Origin of the sequence: Pseudoalteromonas rubra (genome assembly GCF_000238295.3) — a bacterium.
In the GTDB taxonomy this organism is placed as follows: Bacteria; Pseudomonadota; Gammaproteobacteria; order Enterobacterales; family Alteromonadaceae; genus Pseudoalteromonas; species Pseudoalteromonas rubra.
Genome location: NZ_AHCD03000027.1, coordinates 191,253 through 213,142, shown reverse-complemented (window position 1 = coordinate 213,142; position 21,890 = coordinate 191,253). Strand labels below are relative to the sequence as shown.

22 protein-coding genes are annotated in these 21,890 nt (G+C 50.1%); 9 read left to right on the top strand and 13 right to left on the bottom strand.

What is annotated here, in order from left to right; genetic code table 11:
• Positions 1-65: 65 nt before the first annotated feature.
• The 3 genes from PRUB_RS05335 to PRUB_RS05325 all read left to right on the top strand — a co-directional run bounded on the left by PRUB_RS05335 (position 66) and on the right by PRUB_RS05325 (position 4,256).
• Positions 66-1,943: a hypothetical protein gene (locus PRUB_RS05335; RefSeq protein WP_010384142.1), complete on the top strand. Its 1,878-nt coding sequence runs from the start codon at positions 66-68 to the stop codon at positions 1,941-1,943.
• Positions 1,940-3,637, top strand: a complete 1,698-nt coding sequence (locus tag PRUB_RS05330) for a HEAT repeat domain-containing protein (protein WP_010384141.1) — start codon at positions 1,940-1,942, stop codon at positions 3,635-3,637. The genes PRUB_RS05335 and PRUB_RS05330 overlap by 4 nt, the downstream gene beginning before the upstream one ends.
• Positions 3,638-3,869: 232 nt before the next feature.
• The gene (locus tag PRUB_RS05325; protein WP_010384140.1) at positions 3,870-4,256 is read left to right on the top strand and encodes a winged helix-turn-helix transcriptional regulator; all 387 of its coding nucleotides are present in this window, start codon (positions 3,870-3,872) and stop codon (positions 4,254-4,256) included.
• Positions 4,257-4,259: 3 nt separating this feature from the next.
• Here PRUB_RS05325 and PRUB_RS05320 read toward each other — a convergent pair whose 3' ends face one another.
• Genes PRUB_RS05320 through PRUB_RS05310 form a run of 3 tightly spaced genes read right to left on the bottom strand, consistent with a single transcriptional unit; the run spans position 4,260 to position 5,463 of the window.
• Complete coding sequence (locus tag PRUB_RS05320) at positions 4,260-4,463, bottom strand: tautomerase family protein (RefSeq protein WP_010384139.1); 204 nt, start codon at positions 4,461-4,463, stop codon at positions 4,260-4,262.
• A gap of 2 nt (positions 4,464-4,465) precedes the next feature.
• The gene (locus PRUB_RS05315) at positions 4,466-4,849 is read right to left on the bottom strand and encodes a nuclear transport factor 2 family protein (RefSeq protein WP_010384138.1); all 384 of its coding nucleotides are present in this window, start codon (positions 4,847-4,849) and stop codon (positions 4,466-4,468) included.
• The gene (locus tag PRUB_RS05310) at positions 4,849-5,463 is read right to left on the bottom strand and encodes a glutathione S-transferase family protein (RefSeq protein WP_242065215.1); all 615 of its coding nucleotides are present in this window, start codon (positions 5,461-5,463) and stop codon (positions 4,849-4,851) included. The genes PRUB_RS05315 and PRUB_RS05310 overlap by 1 nt, the downstream gene beginning before the upstream one ends.
• A gap of 182 nt (positions 5,464-5,645) precedes the next feature.
• Here PRUB_RS05310 and PRUB_RS05305 point away from each other — a divergent pair, with 182 nt between their 5' ends.
• Complete coding sequence (locus PRUB_RS05305) at positions 5,646-6,545, top strand: LysR family transcriptional regulator (protein ID WP_010384135.1); 900 nt, start codon at positions 5,646-5,648, stop codon at positions 6,543-6,545.
• Positions 6,546-6,566: 21 nt separating this feature from the next.
• Here the strand turns inward: PRUB_RS05305 and PRUB_RS05300 are convergent, their stop codons facing one another.
• Both PRUB_RS05300 and PRUB_RS05295 read right to left on the bottom strand, forming a co-directional pair.
• A complete protein-coding gene (locus PRUB_RS05300) occupies positions 6,567-7,277 on the bottom strand; it encodes a nitrilase-related carbon-nitrogen hydrolase (protein ID WP_010384134.1) in 711 nt (236 codons plus the stop codon).
• A gap of 17 nt (positions 7,278-7,294) precedes the next feature.
• On the bottom strand, positions 7,295-7,882 hold the full coding sequence (locus PRUB_RS05295) for an alpha-ketoglutarate-dependent dioxygenase AlkB (RefSeq protein ID WP_010384133.1): 588 nt from the start codon (positions 7,880-7,882) through the stop codon (positions 7,295-7,297).
• Between the two features lie 150 nt (positions 7,883-8,032).
• Between PRUB_RS05295 and rluA the strand changes: the two genes are divergently transcribed.
• Positions 8,033-8,686 (top strand): bifunctional tRNA pseudouridine(32) synthase/23S rRNA pseudouridine(746) synthase RluA, encoded by a 654-nt coding sequence (rluA, locus tag PRUB_RS05290; RefSeq protein WP_040645474.1) that lies wholly within the window; start codon positions 8,033-8,035, stop codon positions 8,684-8,686.
• On the opposite strand, the gene PRUB_RS05285 is transcribed toward rluA, so the two are convergent.
• Entirely contained in the window at positions 8,664-9,986 is a 1,323-nt protein-coding gene (locus tag PRUB_RS05285) for a M20 metallopeptidase family protein (protein WP_010384130.1), read from the bottom strand. The two genes, rluA and PRUB_RS05285, sit on opposite strands and share 23 nt — an antisense overlap.
• A gap of 174 nt (positions 9,987-10,160) precedes the next feature.
• Here PRUB_RS05285 and PRUB_RS05280 point away from each other — a divergent pair, with 174 nt between their 5' ends.
• Positions 10,161-11,363 carry a cyclic di-GMP phosphodiesterase gene (locus tag PRUB_RS05280; protein ID WP_010384129.1) on the top strand — a complete coding sequence of 401 codons (1,203 nt, stop codon included), beginning with the start codon at positions 10,161-10,163 and terminating at the stop codon, positions 11,361-11,363.
• Positions 11,364-11,370: 7 nt separating this feature from the next.
• On the opposite strand, the gene PRUB_RS05275 is transcribed toward PRUB_RS05280, so the two are convergent.
• Entirely contained in the window at positions 11,371-12,474 is a 1,104-nt protein-coding gene (locus PRUB_RS05275) for a general secretion pathway protein GspB (RefSeq protein WP_010384128.1), read from the bottom strand.
• 9 nt (positions 12,475-12,483) lie between these two features.
• On the bottom strand, positions 12,484-13,398 hold the full coding sequence (locus tag PRUB_RS05270) for an ExeA family protein (protein WP_010384127.1): 915 nt from the start codon (positions 13,396-13,398) through the stop codon (positions 12,484-12,486).
• 92 nt (positions 13,399-13,490) lie between these two features.
• Here PRUB_RS05270 and PRUB_RS05265 point away from each other — a divergent pair, with 92 nt between their 5' ends.
• The 3 genes from PRUB_RS05265 to PRUB_RS05255 all read left to right on the top strand — a co-directional run bounded on the left by PRUB_RS05265 (position 13,491) and on the right by PRUB_RS05255 (position 16,664).
• Entirely contained in the window at positions 13,491-14,606 is a 1,116-nt protein-coding gene (locus PRUB_RS05265) for a tRNA nucleotidyltransferase/poly(A) polymerase-related protein (RefSeq protein ID WP_010384126.1), read from the top strand.
• A gap of 328 nt (positions 14,607-14,934) precedes the next feature.
• Positions 14,935-15,780 (top strand): alpha/beta hydrolase, encoded by an 846-nt coding sequence (locus tag PRUB_RS05260; protein WP_010384125.1) that lies wholly within the window; start codon positions 14,935-14,937, stop codon positions 15,778-15,780.
• Positions 15,777-16,664, top strand: coding sequence for a TolB-like translocation protein (locus tag PRUB_RS05255; RefSeq protein ID WP_010384124.1), 888 nt, complete (start codon positions 15,777-15,779; stop codon positions 16,662-16,664). Before PRUB_RS05260 ends, PRUB_RS05255 begins: the two co-directional genes overlap by 4 nt.
• An 18-nt stretch (positions 16,665-16,682) precedes the next feature.
• Here the strand turns inward: PRUB_RS05255 and PRUB_RS05250 are convergent, their stop codons facing one another.
• From PRUB_RS05250 to PRUB_RS05230, 5 genes are all read right to left on the bottom strand, one after another.
• Positions 16,683-17,615 (bottom strand): glycosyltransferase family 2 protein, encoded by a 933-nt coding sequence (locus tag PRUB_RS05250; RefSeq protein WP_010384122.1) that lies wholly within the window; start codon positions 17,613-17,615, stop codon positions 16,683-16,685.
• Positions 17,572-18,711 (bottom strand): polysaccharide pyruvyl transferase family protein, encoded by a 1,140-nt coding sequence (locus tag PRUB_RS05245; protein ID WP_010384119.1) that lies wholly within the window; start codon positions 18,709-18,711, stop codon positions 17,572-17,574. The genes PRUB_RS05250 and PRUB_RS05245 overlap by 44 nt, the downstream gene beginning before the upstream one ends.
• Before the next feature lie 246 nt (positions 18,712-18,957).
• Positions 18,958-19,641, bottom strand: a complete 684-nt coding sequence (locus tag PRUB_RS05240) for a sugar transferase (protein ID WP_021032901.1) — start codon at positions 19,639-19,641, stop codon at positions 18,958-18,960.
• 2 nt (positions 19,642-19,643) lie between these two features.
• Positions 19,644-20,900 carry a WecB/TagA/CpsF family glycosyltransferase gene (locus tag PRUB_RS05235; RefSeq protein ID WP_010384117.1) on the bottom strand — a complete coding sequence of 419 codons (1,257 nt, stop codon included), beginning with the start codon at positions 20,898-20,900 and terminating at the stop codon, positions 19,644-19,646.
• Positions 20,901-21,067: 167 nt separating this feature from the next.
• The gene (locus tag PRUB_RS05230; RefSeq protein ID WP_010384116.1) at positions 21,068-21,817 is read right to left on the bottom strand and encodes a hypothetical protein; all 750 of its coding nucleotides are present in this window, start codon (positions 21,815-21,817) and stop codon (positions 21,068-21,070) included.
• Between the last annotated feature and the right edge of the window lie 73 nt (positions 21,818-21,890).

The window sequence follows — 21,890 nt, the reverse complement described above, 5'->3', positions numbered from 1 at the left end:
ACTCATTATTCCTCCACATTTTTGCGATATACTAAACACTGGGTAAGAATAGATTAGGAAATACAATGCGCCATTTAACACGTGCCATTTTAGCGAGCGCTATGCTCACCACACTATCCGGGTGTGATCTTGGGGGGGACGATAAACTCCCTATCGTGATCCCGGTTGAACAGAGCAAAAGCAATATTGCCATTACCAAGATATCCACAGGTCCATTAGAAACACTGGAACCCAATACCGCTGTGCAGGTCTTCTATGACGTAGACATCAGTGGCTTTAAGGATATCGACGTTGATGTGCACTTCTATCTGGTACATGCGGCAGAATTAGACACCTCTGATGGTGAAGAAGCTGAAATCGAAGAAGTCCATAAAGTGGGCGCATTGGAGTTAACTCAGGTCACTGAAGGCAGTCACAGCTTTGAAACGGAAATCACCATTCCGGATACCCTACTGGGTGGTCATTATCACTTAATCGCACAGATTGACCCGCATGATGATCATGCCGAGGACATTGAAGAAGACAACCACCCATCGGTTGATCACGCGCCTTTCTCTGAAGGCGAGTTTCCTTTCGCTGACATACAGGTACGGGTACCAGAAAGCCATGATTACAAACTGCTGAACGCAGAATTTGGTCAACAAGCGTTGATCCTGGATGTACCAAATAATACCGACGGTACCAGCGAGCACCATTCTGACCTGGTCGGTTATCTGACTGCGGACTACGAAGGGGGCAATCTGGGCAGCACCGCGATTACAGCGGAAATTTTGGTAGACGGTAACTGGCAACCGACCCACTTCTGGAATACTGAAAACACCGCTTATGAGGCGCAGCTAACGCATAATTTCACTGCGGGCTTGCACGATGAGCACATTGGTTTTGACATTGCACTGGACGACGCGCTGCTCACTCAGATTTATCAGGGTTACGACGCGACTCAGGAGCAGTCTTTACAGGTTCGCTTCACGCTGACGGATTTGGCTCAGGATGCCGAAACCATCACAGACAACAATGTGATCGAAACTGAAATCCCACTGTACTTCTTTACCGGTGACGACGCAGACACCGAGCAAAGTCTGGCAAAACGCGATGCGCAATACGCAGTGGGACTGGCTAACATCAAGCTTGAGAAAGAGTTTGATAAGTCTTATGGCAACAAGTCTAAGTTCAGTGTCGGTGTTGATTTAAGCGGCCAGTTGTTTATTGTGCCAACTGGAGACCCGGGCGGTCGGATCACAGGTGAAGGCATCGTGGAAGCTTACTTCTTCAATGCTCAAAACACCTTGTTCAGTATTTCATATGATGGCAGTGCCTATATCAGCGGACAGAACACGGGCTATGCGTCTGAAATGATCATCTTCAATAACGTTGCGTTTGAAGATGAGAAATACACCACCAAATACGAAAAGTCCTGGGAAAAATCCTGGGAAGAAGAAAAAGTCCTGGCACAGGCGCGCTTTACCATAGGTCCGGTGCCTATGAGTGTTGAAGCAGGTGTCACCGGCAGCCTGGGCTTTGAGCTGACCGTAGGGTATAACGCCGAGCTATATGCTGAGGGCGACTTGTTCCATGTTGACTTTAACGCCTTTGGTCGTGGTGGTGTGAATCTTGGCTTAGTGTCAGCCGGTATCCAGGCAATTTTGACCTTGATCGACAATACTTTTGCCATGGAGTCCAATGCAGGCTTTGCCCTGGTTTCTAACGGTAACAAAGCACCACACATTTATTATGGTATTGAGCTGAAGAATGACCTGGATGTGATTTCAGGTAAATTTGGTTTATACGCCGAGACCATTGGCGTGAAATGGTGTAAGAAATGGGGGATCCCTTATCCATGTGGTAAGAAAACCCACCGCTACGACCTGTGGCTATACCAGACACCAAGCGTGTATAACAAATCCTGGACTTTGTACTCCAAAGAGGACGAAATCGAACTATGACCTTGTGTCGATTGACTCTGCTTGCAGCGCCCTGGGTGGCGCTGACAAGCGCACAGGTAACGGCTGGCACACTCTGCCAGCCGCAATACCAGTTTGACATCAAAAGCCAAACCTCCTTTGACTACATTAAGCTGCAAAGTGCCCCGCAAACTTCTATGGTGCATTTACAGGGTAAGCTGTCGCTCAAACCGGCGCAAAAAGGAGAAGAGCACAACTGGTGGGCAATTAAAGCCGATCAGGTCGCTGCGGTACAGGGCAAAGAACGTATGCCGCTGCCCAGTTATGAACACCCGTTTGCTTTTAAACTCACGGACAAAGGCCTGATCAGTGACTTTCACTTTGCAGGTCAGCTCGACCAGCAAACTCGGGACAAGCTGAAAGGGTTAGCTTATTATCTTCAATATCAAAGAGATATTAGTGAGGTAAGTAAAGAGCCCGACACCCTGGGCCAGTATCAACCCGCTTACCAGCAGGTCGATAAGCAGTTAAAAATGGTCAAACGACATTACAGCGACTTTGACCGCACTCAGCTGACGACCTTTAACCGTATCGACGTACTCGATTCTGCGCACCTGATCACCCCAGACAGCTGTTTTTTGGTGCACCGTGAAGGTCAGGAGGCCCTGGTCCTGTCAGGCACCGATCTGCGATTTGGCTCGCAACAAAGCTATACCCTGACACAGCTTAGCCAGCCTTTTAACAGTGCCTTGTACGAATTGGGCACCGATCTGACCACCTGGCAACGTACAACAGCCGAGCTCAGCGAAGCAGAAAAGGCACGTCTGGCAGCCGAGTTACAGCAGCTGATCACTGGTCAGGATATCACCCAGATAGATGCCCATACGCTGTCTATTCTGCTGAAAAAATACGACGCTGTCATTGGCACTTTGGCTCCGTTGATGCTTTCAGGCACACTCAAAGACAAAGCTCAGATGCGCCTGTTCAATGCATTGGGCCAACTAGACTCGGCCACCAGCCAACAGTTACTCAGCCAGCTGCTACAGGCTGAGAAGCAACCACTCACTCAGTTCCGTGCGCTGCGCGCACTGACCCAGGGCAGTGCACCATTGTCACAACAAGCCACGGATATGCTGCTGGAAATGCTGGCAAATGGATTCAACACCTTAGACTCAGAAGTTGAATCCAGTTTCTATATGTCACTCGGCACCTTACTCAACAACCGCCGTGCATCAGATACCGCGATGCAGTTAAGCCAGGCAATCACTGAACAGATCACGCTGGGCGAAAACGAGGGTAAAACTGCCAACCTCATCACCGCTTTAGGGAACAGTCGTGATCCACAGCATGAGCCACTGCTCAATGCATACCTGTCTGACAACAGTGCCCGTATTGAGAAAGCCTCCATCCGTGCGCTGGGCATGATGCAAACCGACACGGCTTATCAGAATCTGGAACAGCACTTTTTTAACGCGCCAGCGCGCAATAAAAAGGCGCTGATCAGTGCATTAGGGAATTACCAGATGAGTGCTAAAACCAGTGACACTGTGCTTAATATGGCGGTGAATGATCAGGACGATGCGATCCGTCTGGCAGCCATCAATGCGTTAGCCAGCCAGCAGCAAAAAGAGGGGATCAAGCCAGTGTTACGTCAGGCGCTGCAAAGCGAAACCTCGCGACGTAATTTTAAGGCCATCATAAAACTGTTACACAGCAAAGAGCAACAGGCGCAATAGCGCCTTTTGTTCATCACCCCAGCCAAACCGCGATGCAATGTCGCCCCACCGTACGGGTTTTCTGACCTTTCACTTCCCAAAGTCGCCTTTTTAAGACTCCGACATACACATGCATAGTAAGCACTTTCACAACCCTGGTTACTTATGTATACTAAAGTGCATTAATGAATATAGTAGGCATTATCATACGCTTCGATGTCTGAGCCACTTTTTAACGAAAGGAAACCACATTATGACCAACACAAGCGCCCCTGCTCGCCGGGTATTTGAACAGAACGAGCGCTGCCCAATCCGCAATGTGGTAGCACAAATAGGCGATAAGTGGTCGATTTTAATCCTGTTTGCTTTGGTCGATGGGCCCGAACGGTTCAATGCCTTAAAATCAAGAATTCAGGGTATATCACAGCGCATGCTGACGCAGACCTTGCGCGATATGGAACGCGATGGCTATGTCAAACGCACCGTTTATGCAGAAGTCCCGGTTAAGGTTGAGTATGAACTCACCGAGCTGGGACGCGGGCTGGCTAAGTCGGCCTGGCAACTGGTGTCGTGGGCCGACGATCACTTTGATGAAATAACCGCAGCCCGCGCCCGTTACGATGAAGCCAGCCAGTCATGATCGTTAAGTCTGTCGCTGCCTGATCGCGGTAACTTGTTCATAGCCAATGCCCCAGTTGTCAGTCGAGACTTCATCAATGACCACAAAGGTGGTCTCCGGGCTTTTCCCTAATACATCGACCATCAACTGGGTCGTGCCTTTGATCAATGACTGCTTCTGTGCGTTTGTCACCCCTTCATCGGTGACGCGAATATGAATATAAGGCATAGCTACTCCTGGTAAGTGTGTGGTAAATCCGCATACATTTTGTTGACTATCCGCCACTGGCTCTGTTCTTTCAGCAAGCCCAGAAAGTCGATGTAAGTATGTTCAAACAATGGGCATAACACTTTGACCATGGCCTGTTGTCCAAGCAAGTCTACCGCCAGCACCTGATAGGCAAATTCATCGCCTTTGTCTGCTGGTGAGGTGCGATGACTGACCAGCTCAAGCCACTCATCCAGACTGCGCCTCAAACCCGGCGCTTTTAGCCAGCAGTCAGGATGAAACAAGGGCCGCAATGCCTCACTATTCCCGTCATGTAACCCCTTGAAATAACATTGTACTAAGGCCAGGATCTGGCTCAGATCCGCTTTCATTTCGGCGTGCTCCATTATGCCCCCTGCGCTTGCTCAGCTTGCAGTGCTGCCACAAAGCCTGGCATGCGCTTTACTGCTTCAATCATCTGTGCGGTGCGCGGCGGGATTACAATGTCGACCTCGAATGCAGCCCCCCAGCGCGAATAGACTGCCAGCAAAATATCAGCAACTGACGCGTGCTGCCCCCCCAAAAAGGGCTGAGATTGCAACTGAGATTCGACCTGCTGCCATAGTTGATTGATCGCCTTTGCGGCTGCTTCAAACAGCTGCTGGCGCAAAGCGCCATGCTCCATAACACGCGCGATAAAAAACAACCTGGAATAGGCCGGGTGCATAGTGGCATTGGCAAACAGCAATTGCTCAATCGCTCGGCGACGAGCAGGCCCCGGCTCAGTGGGAAACAAATGGCTGGGATGCTTACTGGTGAGATGCAACATAATCGCAGCCCCTTCAACGAGCTTTTCGTCTCCATCTATGAGTACCGGGACCTGTTGGGCTGGGTTCACAGTCGAAAAGTCACTGTGGGTATCAGCACGAATGAGCGTTACATCCTGCTCCAGCTCACGTAATACGGTGTTCACGGCAAGTGAACAGGCTTCCTGAATGTAGTAAAGGGTATACATAGTCATTGTCCTTCTTATCGGATAAGGCAGGCGAATTTGACGCGCTTCGTCTGCGGTTATTTTCAATACCTTTAGTCTATGACTTGCTCTTTGTTTGATATATAACTACAAAAGAAACCAAGTGTTCACACACAGGAAACAGTGTACGCTTAACTCAATACAATCTTCGGCCATTCAGGACAATTTATATGAACAAGCTACGTGCCATTGAGCTCTTCGTGAAACTGGCGGAGGTGGGTAGCTTTACCCAGATTGCTGAACAATTCAGCACATCAAAATCTATGGTCAGCAAAGAAATAAGCCGTCTGGAAGATCAACTTGGCGCACGTTTGTTACATCGCACCACCCGCAATATCCAGCTGACTCAGGTCGGAGAGGGTTATTTGCAACGTGCCAGGGATATCCTCGGTAAACTGGAAGAAGCAGACACCTTTGTTCAGTCAACACAGCAGGCTCCCAGGGGTAAGCTAAAAGTGAACTTGCCTATGGTGCTGGGGATCACCGATCTGGGGAAAATGTTTGCAGACTTTATGCAGGCTTACCCGAATATTGAGCTCGACATTCATCTTGGTGATGAGGATATTGACCTGGTTGAGCAAGGATTTGATCTGGGTTTGCGGGCCACCAGCCGACCCATTGACAGCAATTACATCGGCCGTGAAATCACCCGGTTTGACTATCACATTTGCGCCAGTCCGGCATACTTGGCGACCCACCCGGACATTGCTCACCCTCGCGATTTGGCTCAGCATAACTGCTTTGAATACCGTTATTTTAAAGGAAAAAATATCTGGCCGCTGGCTGAAGGCGTCAAAATTACTGGCACATTAAAAGCGAACAATGTTCTGTTTATGCTGGAAGCCATTAAAGCTGGCCTGGGGATAGGTATATTGCCGGAATTTGCCTGTCGGCATGCCATTGATGCCAAAGAAGTGGTGAGTATTCTGCCGGATAGCAAGAAACCACAACTCACCCTGCTCGCCCTCTACCCAGCCCGTCACCACGTACCGGCCAGCGTGTTACAATGCATCCAGTTTTTACAGCACTGGTTTACACACCAGTACCCAAACAACCAGCGCATCATTTGAGCTCAGCACCACTCACCAGAATCACACCGGGATATCAATTATCCGCAATTGTTGAGACTCGTCCCCCTGCGCCAGCACAGTCCCTTGCGGGTCAACAATGAGGCTGTTGCCAATGAAACGCACCCCGGTACTACAGTCATGATCCATACCCAGACGATTAGCGGCTATCACGTAGACACCATGGTCTTTAGCCGCTTTTTTGATGACATCCAGGCTGTCCTCCCCGCAAAAGTTAGACGGATTAAGAATGATCTGCACGCCCTGTTGTTTGAGCACCTCCAGCCCATCTTCAAACCAGATGTCGTAACACAATAAAACACCGATTTTGACCCCCTGAACGTCATACACGCGGAAATCCTTACCAGGCACAAATCGTAACTGATCCGTTGACGCAAGATGCACTTTGCGATGAATGCCAAGTACACCGTCTGGACCTGTGAGCAGTGTACTATTGTAGAGCTGCCCGTCATGGCACTCAGCCAGGCCAGCAACAATGCAGGCCGACTTTTCCTGCGCCAGGGTTTGCAGTAACAATGAGGATGCCCCCTGATACAAATCTTCTGCCAGCTCAATCACTTGCTGGCGATCGAAGAAGATGCTTCCCGTGGTACACAGCTCTGGGAGCAACAAGAGATCAAACTCATGAGACATCATCAACGCCTGCCTGATGGCATCACGGTTTTGCTCAGGCTCAGCAAACGCCACATCGAACTGAAAAAACCCTACTTTCATCACTACTTCCTTACTTATCAGGCCTGATCAAACTGACGAAACGTCAGATTAAAGCGGGGACCAGCCCCTTCTGGAGCCCGCGCTACCGCATGTTGGTAGCGTGACTGAAAGCCATCCCCCATGACAAATAAGGAGCCATTTTCCAACTCAACCGAGTGCACCTCCTGATGATCTTGTGTATTGCGTATCAGGAACGTCCGTTTTGCACCTATGCTCACAGAGGGAATGACATTGGTGGAGCCAAACGCTGGTAAATCACAGTGAAAATCCATCCACTCTTCTCCGTCTGGATAATACAGGCATACACACACAGGAAAAACTAACCCGGTCAGCGCTGTCAGACGCTGATGGATCTGCTCGATTAACGGAAACCAGGGTTGTTGCCTGCCATGGAACAAACCAAACTGCCCAGAATGGGCAAGTTCAGGCTCTAACAGATTGACTTTCCATGGTAAAATTTCGGATTCTGACCCGTCCCCCATGGTAATGGTTTCAGGCTGTGACAGGTCAAAGTGCTCTGTCAGCCACTGAAACAAAGCCTGGCTTTGCGCGTCAGTTAAAAAGTCGGGATCATAGCTAGAGTCGCATTGTAATGACAGCGTCATGGCGTATTCCTTTTGGTGTTTCTGTGTTGACTTTCACTGATCCTGCCGGTGCTGTCAATAACAGAGGATTACATCTTTTGTGATTGGCCTTTTGCACGCACGCTAGGTAAAATGTCGGCCCTTGAAATAAATGCCAGTCGCAGGTTATCCGTGTTAGTGAATTACGCTCCCCCTACCAACCCTTATCTTGATATTCTCCATCAGGACGAGCACATGCTGGTATTGAATAAACCCAGTGGCCTGCTGAGCGTACCGGGGAAAGATCCGAAACACTGGGACAGTGTGATCAGCCGGGTTAATCTTGTCTACCCAAATGCAAAAATTGTGCATCGTCTGGATATGGCTACATCCGGGGTACTGTGCCTGGCAATGAACAAAGCCGCACATCGCTTTCTCAGCATTCAATTTCAGGACCGCCTCACTGCCAAGCGCTATATTGCGAGGGTGCATGGCCACCTGCAACAAACCAGTGGTTCAGTGGATCTGCCGCTGATCTGTGATTGGCCGAACCGCCCGAAACAAATGGTTTGTCATGAGACAGGCAAGCCCTCATTGACACATTTTGAAGTGTTGTCACACGAACCGCACGCCACCCGGGTTGAGCTAACACCTATCACCGGGCGCTCGCATCAGCTACGTGTGCACATGCTCTCGCTGGGCCATCCAATTTTAGGCGATCGCCTCTACGCTCAGGGCGAGGCACTTGCTGCGGCCCCAAGGCTTCAGCTTCATGCCGAGATGCTCCAGATCCGTCACCCCGACAGTGAAGACATGATGACCTTTATTGCCCCGGTGCCGTTTTAAACAAATCCAGCGCACTGGCTGTCATGGCGCGCACGCCGGTTTTAATGGTCAACGGGTAGTCCGGTGCAAACTTGCTGGAATGCAAAGACGGCAAAGACTCGCCTGAGAATTGAGCCTGTCGGTAGGCTTCGGGCTCCACACCTCCGAGCCAGAATATCGTTGCCGGTATGTTTTCCGGCGTACGGCCGTACAAACCAAAATCTTCCCCCGCCATCACGGGTTCTGCTTTGACGACTTGCGCATCGCCCAGTGCCGCACGAATGCTTTGCTCCACCCGTACTGCCAGTTCAGGCGTGTTATAGGTTGACGGAATGCTTTCCTCTTCATGCACATACACGATAGGGGCAAGCTCGGGGGGTAAGCCTGCACTTTGCGCTATGCCCTTCGTCATGCGTTCCAGCGCTGCAACTTGTTGCTCACGCACCGCCGGATCATAAGAGCGTAAAGTCAGTTGAAGCTTCACTTCGTTAGAGATGATGTTATGTTTAGAGCCTCCGTGGATCGAGCCCACCGTAATCACCGAAGGCTTTAATGGTGATATCTCACGGCTGGAAATGGTTTGCGCGGCCAGCACAATACGTGATGCCAGCACCACAGGGTCGATTGTGGTGTGTGGATAAGCACCATGACCGCCTTTACCACGTACAGTAATGTCTACCGAGTCGACATTGGCCAATGCATAGCCTGGCGCAATGGCTACCTGACCCGCAGGTAATGAGGCACTCACATGCAGGCCAAGTACATGATCAGGCTTCGCAAAACGGCTAAACAAACCTTCTTTAAGCATGGCTTTTGCCCCTGCCCCGACTTCTTCTGCCGGTTGTGCCACCATCATCAAGGTCCCCTGCCATTGATCACGGTTATTCGCCAGTTGCTGTGCCGTACCGATAAAGCTGGTCATGTGAATATCATGACCACACCCGTGCATCACACCCACCTCATTATTGCTGGCATCTTTTACTCTTACTTTTGAAGCATAGGACTTGCCGGTTTGCTCTACGATGGGCAGACCATCGGTATCAGCACGGATCATCACAGTGGGCCCTTCGCCATTGCGCAGCAGGGCCACAACGCCATGTCCGCCAATGTTTTCGGTCACCTCAAAACCCAACTGTTTGAGCTCTTTAGCCAGGCGTTTGGCGGTTTTCGCTTCCTGATAAGACAGTTCGGGATTCTGATGCAAGTGCAAATACAGCGCTTCAAGCTCAGGTAACGCCCGGGCGACTTCAGTGTCCAGTTGATACGCCACTGCGCTGTGACTCGCCAGCGCCAGCGATAATGCAGATAGTAGTGTTTTCATCATTGTTATTCTTACTGTTTTTTTGGATTTATCAGCTTGCGAAGAAATCGCACGAATTGCAACCACTTTGCGTTATCAGACTCAGTGTGATGTTAATAAACTACCCGATCCGGCCTTTCTTTATGCCTAACCTTTGCTAAGCTTAAAGTCTGAGCAACCATTCTCAACAAAGCCGTGAAAACTATTACTATCAACGACTTAAAACCAGGTATGTTTGTTGTTGGTGTCACCCAGCAAGCGGGCAATGTGCGGGTTAAAAGCCAGGGCTGGGTACGCACCAAAGGGGCAATTGGTGCATTACAAAAAGCTGGCGTACTGGAAGTGGAAATCGATCCAGACAAAACCCTGCAGGCCAAGCAGCAAAAGCAAGCGCAGTCGGATGAGGGCCCTCATGAGGCAGATGTTACCGTGCATGATCCGTGGCATAAAACCACCAGTGTCGAGGCCGAGCTGGATCTGGCCACCACTTTATACGAAGAAGCCAAAGGGTTGCAGGAAAAAGCCTTTGCGGATGTCAAAGCGGGTAAAGCCATCGCCGTTGACGAGTTTAAACAAACCGCATCGGGCTTTATTGACTCCATATTTCGTAATCAGGATGCCCTGGCCTGTATTGCCCGGATCCGTGAAAAAGACAGCTATTTGCTGGAACATTCACTGAATGTGTCCATTTTAATGAGCATTTTTGCCAAACACCTTGATCTGGAACGTGACATCATAGAGCAGCTGGCCACTGGTGCCTTATTACATGATATCGGCAAAATTAAAATTTCCAGTCAGATCCTCAACAAACCCGGAAAACTCAGTGACGATGAGTACCGCTTAATGATGGAGCATGCCAGATACAGTTATGAAATAGTCGGGGAAAGTGGCTTAGGTCAGATAGCCACTGAAATTGCAGGCTTTCATCATGAGCGCCTGGACGGCAGCGGCTACCCCTATGGCAAAAAGGCTGACGCGCTCTCTCAGTATGTGCGCATGGCTGCCATTGTTGACGTATACGATGCCTTGACTGCGGAGCGCGTGTATAAGGTAGGCCTGACACCCATCCGTGCCTTTCGTATTTTAAAAGACGGCACCCCCGAGCATTATGATGCCGATCTACTGGCGCACTTTATCAATTGTATTGGCGTATACCCGGTCGGCACCCTGGTGAAACTGAAAAGTGAACGCATTGGCATTGTTGCCTCAAGCAATCCGCAAGAACCGCTCAAGCCTGTAGTGAAAGTGTTTTATCATGCCAAAAACATGCTGTATACCGAAGTAAAAGACATAGACCTGGCTGATAAGCGGGTGACAGATGAGCTGGAAGCGGCGATAAAACCGGAAGAGTTCAGCATTGACCTGATCCGATTTTTCCGCCACACCATGATGCCCTGAGTGGCAACTACTCCGTAGGCCAATCCTGCATAGCCTGCAGCGTAAACTCTATGCCATCAAAGTCAAACATGGCCTGCTCCGGTGTGATCTCAACCAGTTGCAGCGCCCCCATATTATCGCCTTCATATAACTCACGGTTATTCAGCTTGATCCAGCGCTTTTCAGCGTCGGTGGCATAAATATGTGCCTGATAACGTAACCTTGGCAAACTATTTTGCAGCTGCACAGGCAACAACTCGACCGGCGTCGCACGTGCCGACCCTCTGGTGCTGGATAACACCTCAGAGGCAATCTGTTCAGACTGTGGTGCGGTATCTTCCACTGCCTGTTCAAACGCTTTTTTCAGCTCATCCGGTACACCCGCCAGTGCCTGAGCTTCCTGACGCTCCGCTTCTTGACGGGCCGCGTTCGCACGGGCTTGCTCCAGGGGGACCCCAAGCACTCGATAGCCACTCAGATCTTCCAGCGGTTGTTGTACTGGTTGCCCCTGATTGGCCGTGAACATCGCGGCATTATTGGGCTGATAAGCCTGTTGTGTCGCCGCATACTGATTCCCGACAGGTTGCTGCACAATCTGGCCATTGGCCGAAACGGGCACCAACTGCTGTGAATACACCGGCTGTCCCTGAGAATCAAAGCCCACCTGAACAGACATCCACTGATAGTGGATTTGGCGCTGCGCGCTATGCATCACAGGGTTAGCCGCCTGATTAACCGGTTGGCTGATAATTTGTCCGGGCTGCATGACAACCTGGTTGCTAACTGGCACCTGAGTCACCGGTGCAGGTGTCATGACAGGTACTGCCGCCTGAGTTTGTGTTGTCTGAGCCGGTGGACTGCTTTGCGGATTGGCTTGCTTATCCTCAGCCGCCACACTTGCATCATCACCTTCATCTGCGGTACTTGCCAGCACTTCAGTTTGGGGAGCACTCTGAACCGCTTCTCCCACAAAGTAACCGGCACTCAGCGAACACACACTGATCAGCGCCCCACCCAAAGTAAGGCTCAAACGGCGATAAAAACGGACCTGTTGCTCATGACGTGATTGTTGATAATCCTGCTCAGAGTCGATTTGTTGAGATTGTTTTAATGCATTGATTAGGTACGACATATCACACCACTAAAAAATATAAGAAAGACCGATGCCACAAATAAACATGGCAGCTACCCAACCAGACACCAGCACCGGCATATTCACCGACTTCTTACTGGACTGTGGCACCAGATCCAACGGCAGGGCCTCTTTGGCAGCCTGCACTGCAATCGCTTTGGTGACCAGTTGCTGTTGTGCGGAATACGCTCCCAGTAAACAGCGGTCTGCCAGTAAGTTAATTAGCCTTGGGATCCCGGCAGTAACCTGATGCATGTAAGCAATGGCCTGAGGCTCAAACAGGCTGGTCTGACAGCCAGCCTTATTAAGGCGATGCTTCACGTAAGCAAAGACCTGAGATTCCGTCAGCGGCAATAAGTGATAGCGTGCAGTGATCCGTTGTGCCAGCTGGCGCAATTCATTACGCTTTAGCAGCTGCTGTAATTCCGGCTGGCCCACCAGCACAATCTGCAACAGTTTTTTATGGTCGGTCTCCAGATTAGTAAGTAATCGCAACTGCTCCAGCACCTCAGCGGCCAGGTGTTGCGCTTCATCAATGATCAGCATGGTGTGACCACCCTGATGATGGTTATCCAGCAACCGCGCCTTAATCACATCGGTGAGAGATTTGAGAGTGGCATTATCCGCATCATAGTCAATATTCAGCTCGTCACAGATGCTTGCCAGCAATTCCATTTCCGACAACGCCGGGTTCAGAATAAATGCCACCTGCGTGGAATCAGGCAATTGCGCCAGCATGCTGCGGGTTACGGTTGTTTTACCTGTGCCAACTTCACCGGTCAGCAACACAAAGCCTCCGGCATCACCCAGGCCATAAGTTAGATGAGCAAGCGCTTCCTTATGGCGTTCGCTTAAGAACAAAAACTCCGGGTTTGGTGCTATCGAAAACGGCTTTTCGGTCAGACCAAAATAACGTAAATACACGGCTCGTCTCTTTCTTGTTAGAATGGGGCCTATAATGGCAAAAAAACAGCACAAGTGAAAACCTTGTTTGCATTTTCAATACGGAATTTACCATGAAAATTTACCTGGTCGGCGGCGCAGTACGCGATGAACTCCTCGGACGCCCTATTCTGGAACGCGATTACGTGGTCGTTGGCAGCACACCTGAGCAAATGGAAGCACTTGGTTATCAGCAGGTTGGCAAAGACTTCCCGGTATTCTTACACCCTGAGAGTAAAGATGAACACGCACTCGCCCGGACTGAACGAAAGCAAGGCCAGGGCTATACCGGGTTTATCTGTGATTTCGCGCCCAACATTACGCTGGAGGAAGATTTGATGCGTCGCGACCTCACAGTCAATGCCATTGCCCGGGATCAGGACGGCAGTCTGATTGACCCATACCAAGGCCAGCAAGACTTGGAAGCTCGGGTGCTACGCCATGTCAGTGATGCATTTGGAGAGGATCCGTTGCGGGTATTACGGGTTGCCCGCTTCGCCGCCCGCTACCATCACCTGGGTTTCACTATTGCCCCTGAAACACAGGCGCTGATGCAGCGCATGGTGGATGATGGCGAACTGGCGACACTCACCAAAGAGCGAGTGTGGCAGGAAGTTGAAAAATCTCTCAAAGACGGTGCCATTGACGTTTTTTCTGAGGTACTGGCCAGCCTCAGCGCACTTCCCCTGGTCATGCCATGGCTGAACGATTGGACAAGTGCCGATGGCCAATGCCTCAAAGCCCGCATTGCTCAGCTTAATCCACAAGATACTGACTTCCTGTTGATGAGTTTTGCCTTATGGCAATGTCAGGCGCAACTGGACGGTTACAATCTGGAGCAGGACTTTAAGATCCCTAAAGCTTACTGCGAGGCCCTGCGCGACTTGCAGGCGGCACTGCCGGTGTTGCAAGGTGCCCAGTGGCAACCACACACCATAATGCAGATTTTTAACCTGCTGGATGCGTCACGCCGCCCACAGCGACTGACTTTGCTCTGTAAAGTCGCCAGAACGTTCAGTGATGAGCTGGCCAGCCGTTGCGACACGTTATCGCACGCACTTTCGCTTGCAGCAAATGTAAAAGCACAGGATGTCATTGCGTTGGGCTTTAAGGGTCCGCAAATCAAAACCGAAATGGACAAGTTAAAAGTACAAGCCATACAAGCTTTGTTTGACGGACAACAGCCTTAGCCACGACAGGAAGCTAAGCCCTAAGCCCCTTGTACAGTCATAACTTTCGGCCATCGTTATGACTGTAACCAAACACCAAACTCTCACTTAACAACCCACTCAGTCGCTGTATTACACCCACAATAACGGCCCAGCTGACAAGCTGCCTTAAACTGTTCTGCTCAGATAAAAACCCACAGGTGCATGATATATATACTTTTAAAATAAAAGAGCCTAAATTCAGCCTAACATCAAGATAACGTCATGCCTTTTATCTCAGCCTGGATACAGTGTGATTTCAGCACATCTGCTGTCGTAACCAAGCACCAGAACATCAAGAGGAATTCGCATGATAAAACGCGCCCTGACACTATCCCTGTTACTGCTGTCTTTTAATCTACTAGCCAGCATGAAAACGATGCCCTATGAAATACCGCGAACTCAGGTTGTGCCGCTGACTCAAGCTGATACTAACCACCAATATCAACTCATCATCCAGCTTCCGGAAAATTACACTGCGGAAAAACACCATCCCGTACTGTATTACACCGATGCCGCCTGGCACATCGAAATGCTGGCATCTGCCGCCTATTTTCTGATGGAAGACGCCATCCTGGTCGGGATTTCCTGGCAAACCAATATGCCAGCTCCCCTGATGAAAGAAGAGGGAGCCCATATCAGCCGCTTTAGAGATTACTCTTTTGCACCGTCGAGCAACCCCGAGAATCAGGCAAAATACCAGTTTGGCGGGGCCAACGCACACATCGACTTTATCCGCAGTCAGGTCAAGCCCTACATTGAACAGCACTATCGCGTTAAACCCGACAGCGACAGTTACTTTGGATACTCCATGGGTGGGCTATTTGGCGCTTACACACTCCTGACACAGCCAGATACTTTTGATAATTATCTGCTGGGCAGCCCTTCAGTATGGCGGCTGGCGCAACTCATCAAAACCCGCAAAAAAGCCTTGAGCAAAGCGAAAGCCAATGTTTACCTCTCCCACGGTACTGAGGAAGCCAAGCTGAGCCCGCACATTAATGACTTTTATACATTTTTAAATCAGCAGAATAACCCTTCTATGCATGTAGAACTGGCCGTCATAGAAGGTACACACCAAACTGCCGCGCCATTGACCGGCGTCCGTGCCGTCAAATGGCTATCAGAGCGCACTGCCGCAGGAGTATCGCTATGAAATCCAATGCATTCAAAATCGCCATCGCCAGCATGCTGTTTGCGAGCGGTCAATCTCACGCAGAAGCGGAATTCGCCCCCGTCACGGGGCCTCTGATGGGCCAGACACCACCCGGCATGATTGCCGAGCCCTTTGCGCCGGGTCTGATCTCCAGAGGTGACTGGGAAATTGAAGGGGTGTTTGCACCGGGCATGCAGGAGTTTTACTTTACCCTTGACCGGGGCGTCTATGCGGGCCCAGATAAAACGGGCTTTCGTCCAACCGTGATTGGCTTCAGGCAGCAAAACAACCAATGGGTCAAGTTCACTGAGTTTTTACGCACCGGCGAGGTCAGCTTCTCACCCGATGGTCAGCGTATGCATATGGCAGAAGACTACCGGGAACGTCAGGGCAACGGCTGGTCAGAGCCCCAGAGTCTGGGCCCGATGTTTGACCGCGAAGACTGGGGCATTATGCGCTTGTCCGCTTCCAGCAAAGGCACTTATGTCTTTGATGATTATAAAAGCAAGGTAGTGCGCATTTCTGAGCTTGTAAACGGCCAGCGACAAGCACCTCGGATCATGAACAAAGTAGTCAACTCGGGTGAAATGACCGCCCACCCTTTTATCGCCCCCGATGAAAGCTATCTGATCTGGGACAGTAAACGCAAAGACGGATTTGGGGATTCCGACCTCTATATCAGCTTTAAACAAAAAGACGGCAACTGGGGGCGCGCTATCAATATGGGCCCTGCCGTCAACTCAGATAAATGGGATGCCTATGCCACTGTCACACCTGATGGTAAGTATCTGTTATTTAACCGAGGTGTCAGTGACGACAACAAGAATGTTGATATCTATTGGGTGGATGCCAGCATCATTGACACCCTCAGAGCACGACAATAAATAGCACATGCGCCGTTATCACCGTATCAAACCCAGTGACACGCGTGATAACGCGCCTTTTGTCAGGCTCAGCAACAGATAAGCACTCCAGTGCAATGGCTTAGCACGTGCTACCGGGTTGGCCAGCAAACGTAGTGCATGACCATACAACCGATGCCTGATATTACGCTTGGCCAAATCACAGATGTGCGTGGCAACGTATTTATGTGCCATGGCTATGTGCGTGACCTCGCCATTTTTAACGGCTGTCAGCAAACGCTCTGCAAAAGGGCACAGCTGCGTCGGTGGTGCTTTATCGCAGGCACTGCCTGGCGCTCCGAGAAAATAAAAACTCTCAATAGCCGGAGAATACGCAATGCGCGATTTCAAGGCTGCCTGGACATAAAAGCTCTGATCTTCACCCATCCATTCCCCTACCGGGAAGCCGCCTAATTGATGAAAGGCCCCCTTCTCAACCACCAGACTCGACATGGTAAAAGGCAAATCCCCATTGGCCGCTACCTCAAAATAATTATCCATCTCATACCCTTCTGGCGTCCAGTCGGTCAGAGCGATTTTGGCGTCAATGTATTCGCCATTGTCGAGCACTTTCTGATAGCGAGAAGCGAACAGTCCGGCCGCGGGAAAACGTTGGATCAATTCTGCCATACGTGCCAAAAAGAACGGACTCCAGGTATCGTCGGCATCAAGAAACGCCACATAATCTGAGGAGGCCACTTTAACGCCTTTATTGCGCGCAACAGAGACGCCCTGATTGGCCTGACGTACCAGTCGCAGGTTGGGCAAACCCAGATCAATCACTTTTTGCGGACTGTCATCGGTAGAGCCATCGTCCACCACAATGATTTCCGCAGCCTGATAATGCTGTGCATGAACACTTTGCAGTGCCCGGATAATGCACTCGCTCTTATTGTACAGTGGAATAACGACTGTGAATTGAATAGTGTTCATAGTTTTCGCTCCAGTTAGAAAGAGATAAAGTGATAGCCTGATTGAGGGCCAGACTGGGGGCATCGAAACCGCGCTCCAGGCCGCGATACATCACCCGAAATAACGTATCCGGACTAAATTCATTGGCGTCAAACGCATACTGCAGCGGCAAGCCAATTTGTTCACACCACTGTGTGCATTTGGCGTGATATTGCAGACTGATAAACGGCGTTTGTGTCATATAGGCGTATATTTGCGCATGCAGTCGCATGCCGACCATCACCCGGAACATCGCCATACACTGTAAAATACTGGCAGGGTTCGGCACATAGCTGACCCGCTTCACATTCACATACTCAGGCAGGCGAGCAACTATTTTGTCGTGAATGGCTCTGTCGCTGCCTTGTGTTTGATCATTCAAATCAACCAGGTAAATGTCTTCGTTAGTAAAGCTCCACACAGTCGTGATCAGATCAACCGCTTTCGCAATACGACGCAACTCGTTGTGCTCATTCACATTGCCAAACGCATCGATAGATTGTGGGCAAAAATTAAATGCAATCCCCTGGCGCTTAACCGGATTCAATTTACCTTGCAGGTGATGCAATAAAGAAGGCGCAAGATCAAACGTGTGCTTCAGGTTCGCATGAGGTGCCAGCGCCTCGGCAATGTCATAGCTTTGTTTGTCACGTAAGGTAACCAGTCCACATTCGTACAGAAACTTTTTACACTGGTTTTCATCATCCAGTGTTTTGAATGGCTCAATGCCAACGCCCAGTGCCATGGACTGCTTACGACCACTCAGTGCCATCATATGACGCTTAAGCGCAATGTCGCGGCTACTATGTAGCACAGAGCCACCACCAAAAATAACGTGCTGTGCCCCATACGCATGACGGTAGTGCCATAACCGCTGGTGACCACGAAACAGCAGTGGCTGCTGTCCAACACAGCCAATCTGATTCACCAGTGCGTCATCGTCAGGCGCGCTGACAGTGATCTGTTCACTGCCCAGAAAATGCCGGGCTCCCATTGCTGATGCCAGCATGAGCGCATCGTCACCGCTGTTGCGCATGCCGTAGTAGCCGACAATATATGCTTTGTTTTTTGCTGCCATTGTGCTGCCTCGTTAAGTTAATATACTTAGGTATTGCAGCTCTCGTGCCAGAATTTAAATCACTGTTTTTAAATGATTTACTGTAAAATTAAGCAGATTGTGAATGCTTAATTTGCAAAAGGCGATGCGTTGTCTGGAGTGAATTACCAAAATAAAAAAGCGGGTTTGCAAAAAGAAAGCCACCGACTAAGCGGTGGCTCTACATGAAAAGACAGGTGTGATCCACAATGTGCTCCCTCAATGAATTTAGTAGGCTCCTTTGGCACCAATGACGCAAGGGATGGTCTTAAGCAAAATGGTGACATCATTCAGCGCACTTTGCTCGCTGATGTAGCGCTTGTCCAGTTGCACCTGCTGTGCAAAAGTCGTGTCGGCGCGGCCGGTGACCTGCCATAAGCCAGTCAGTCCCTGCTCACTGTTAAGGCGACCTAACTCATGTGGCTGGTATGCGTGTACTTCTTTTTCCAGCGCTGGGCGCGGACCTATTAGCAACATATCTCCCCGTACCACATTCATCAGCTGGGGTAACTCGTCGATTGAGTACTTGCGAATGAAAGCACCAATACGGGTAATACGCGGATCATTACGATATTTAGCACACACACCTTCACGGTCGCTTTGTGCCGGGTCTGGATTACGAAAGCGCGGATCCTCCGGCATGTACATAGAACGAAACTTATACATGGTAAAACGGCGGCCCAGTTTACCTACCCGAACCTGTTTGTATACACATGGCCCCTGACTTTCCAGCTTGATCAGTGCTATAAGTACCAGTAAAAACGGGCTGAGTAAAAGTAATCCAGTAATCGCAGCCAGGCGCTGTAAACAGGCTGGAATACCATGGTGACGACCATCTGTTTTGGTTTGCTCAGAAGCAGATGATGACATTGTATTGTACTGAGTTGCAGTGGTTTTTTTGATGCTATACATGATTAAAGTCCTCGCAAAGCTTGTTGTAAAACATAAACACGGAATAGGAAAATCGGGTTACCGAGTACATAGCGGTTAAACTTGGCTTTGGGCTCCTGGATCAGACGCCAAACCCATTCAAGGCCCAGCTCTCTCATCCACATGGGGGCACGCGCTATATTGCCGGAGAAAAAATCGAATAAGCCGCCGACCGCCAGCGCACACTGCGCCTGGAGTTTATGCTTGTTGTTATCTATCCAGAGTTCCTGGCGAGGCGAACCCAAGGCGACCAGTACAATGTCGGCACCACTTTGATTAATACAGTCGACAACCTGATCATCATCATCGAAGTAGCCGTGGTGCACACCCGCAATGCGCAACCCCGGGTATTGTTGACTCAAGTTGGCAGCGGCTTTGTGTGCGACACCGGGCTGTGCACCGAGTAAAAACAGAGAACGTTGATTTTCAGCGGCAGCCTGACAAAGCCCGGGCAGCATGTCGGTACCATTATTGTTGTCGGCCAGGTTCATGCCCGCTTTTCGGGCCGCGATCCGCATACCCGACCCATCAATAAAGTTCCGGTCACTGTTTTGCAGTACCTGATAGAGCTGTGCGTTACCAGCCGATAAATTAACCGAGTTGACGTTGATGTAGTAAGCCGAACGGCACCCCTGTGTATCTGTTTCCGCCGAGTCTTTTACAACCCAATCCACTGCAACCTGCATACGCGTGTTACTAAACGGAATACCAAACAATTCACTGCTCGACGGGGTACTTGCCGATTTGCGATACAAGCCCAGACACAAGAGCACCTTAAATACTAATAAAATATCTGCTAACAAAGACTGGTTGTGCTGCGCATGGAGCAAAGCAAGCGGCTTATCCACACTGAGCCCGGTCAGGCTATGTAACCAGAGACAATCGAATAGTCCAGGCTGACCACAGGGTGAGTGTAAACGCGCCACCCGAGGCATGCTCACGCCGTCACGTAGCAGCGGGTTACCAACAAACCGAATACGACCACTCACAACATTTAACAGCGCTGCGCTGCGCTTGAATATGCCGACCTGCCAGCCGAGCAACAACACTGGCTGAGCGCTCACGTCTATCCAGGTCTGGCGTCTCAGTGGTGCTTTGAAACAGATTAGCGCAGCCAGAGAATTGAAACAGAACAACGGCACTAAAGCAGTGACTAACACCAATGCAGCGCTGACTCTGAGTGCTTTACGTGCACCTGACTCACTTGCGTGTGATGAGTGTGTGGTTAAGTAAGTAGACATCGCTTCCTCCGCTGTTAAGTTGATTACACCGAATAGATAGCGAAGACCATGCCAAAATTTAAACCTTTGATTTAAGTTGAATTTTAAGTTTTTATGGGGTTCTATTCTCAGCTAAATTGCATTGCATTTTGAGAATTTTCTTATTTTGAAAAGCGTCGATGCGACGCTTATAAGGAGGAAAAATAACCCGGATACAAAGTCTGGATCTGGCTCAGTGCCGCAGGAATGCGCAGCTGCACCACGGCGAGCTTATCCGCTTGCTCGTCCGGGCGGGACAGACTATGCCCGAGCAACAGACGTGAACATTTGAAAATCAATGTATGGAAGCATTTGTCCAATATTGAGCACTTCAGCGGCCCGTAATTAAAGTGACGAATATAGTCATCCAGGTGTGGCTCACAGGTGTTATTCCAGCGCCGTTCCAGCTCACCGACGCCCTCGCAATCCTGTGCATAATGGATCACATGGCCATTTTCTCCCCAGCCAATTCCCCGGGATTCAGCCACCGGCTCGGTCATCGCCGCTATCAGTGTATCCAGCCACTCAATTGCCTGTGGGCAGTTGCGCATCAGCATCACGCCTGAGTTAAACGCCCCACTGTAACCCCGAGCCAGAAAAAGGAACTTATCGGCGTCATCCAGTTTATCCAGTGCCGGGCACGCAGGCTGGATACAGGCATCCGCATCAACAAACATCACCTGTTGATAACCCGCCTGTAACGCCGCTTTCAACAAAAACAACTTCAGCCAGCAGCACTCAGCGCCCAGCCGATTCAACCAGGGCCGTGTGACCACCACATAATCATAGCCCATGCGCCTGGCATAGTGACGTTGACTGTTCAGATAACGTCGGTAACGCCACTGATACCCATTCAATGCCAGGCTAAATATCAAAGTGTCTGTTTGAGACGATTGCATGCCGACCTCCTTTATCTTCCATCTCTCATGAAGCAAGTATTGCACCGTTTATAGAAAACACCGCATAGGCTGA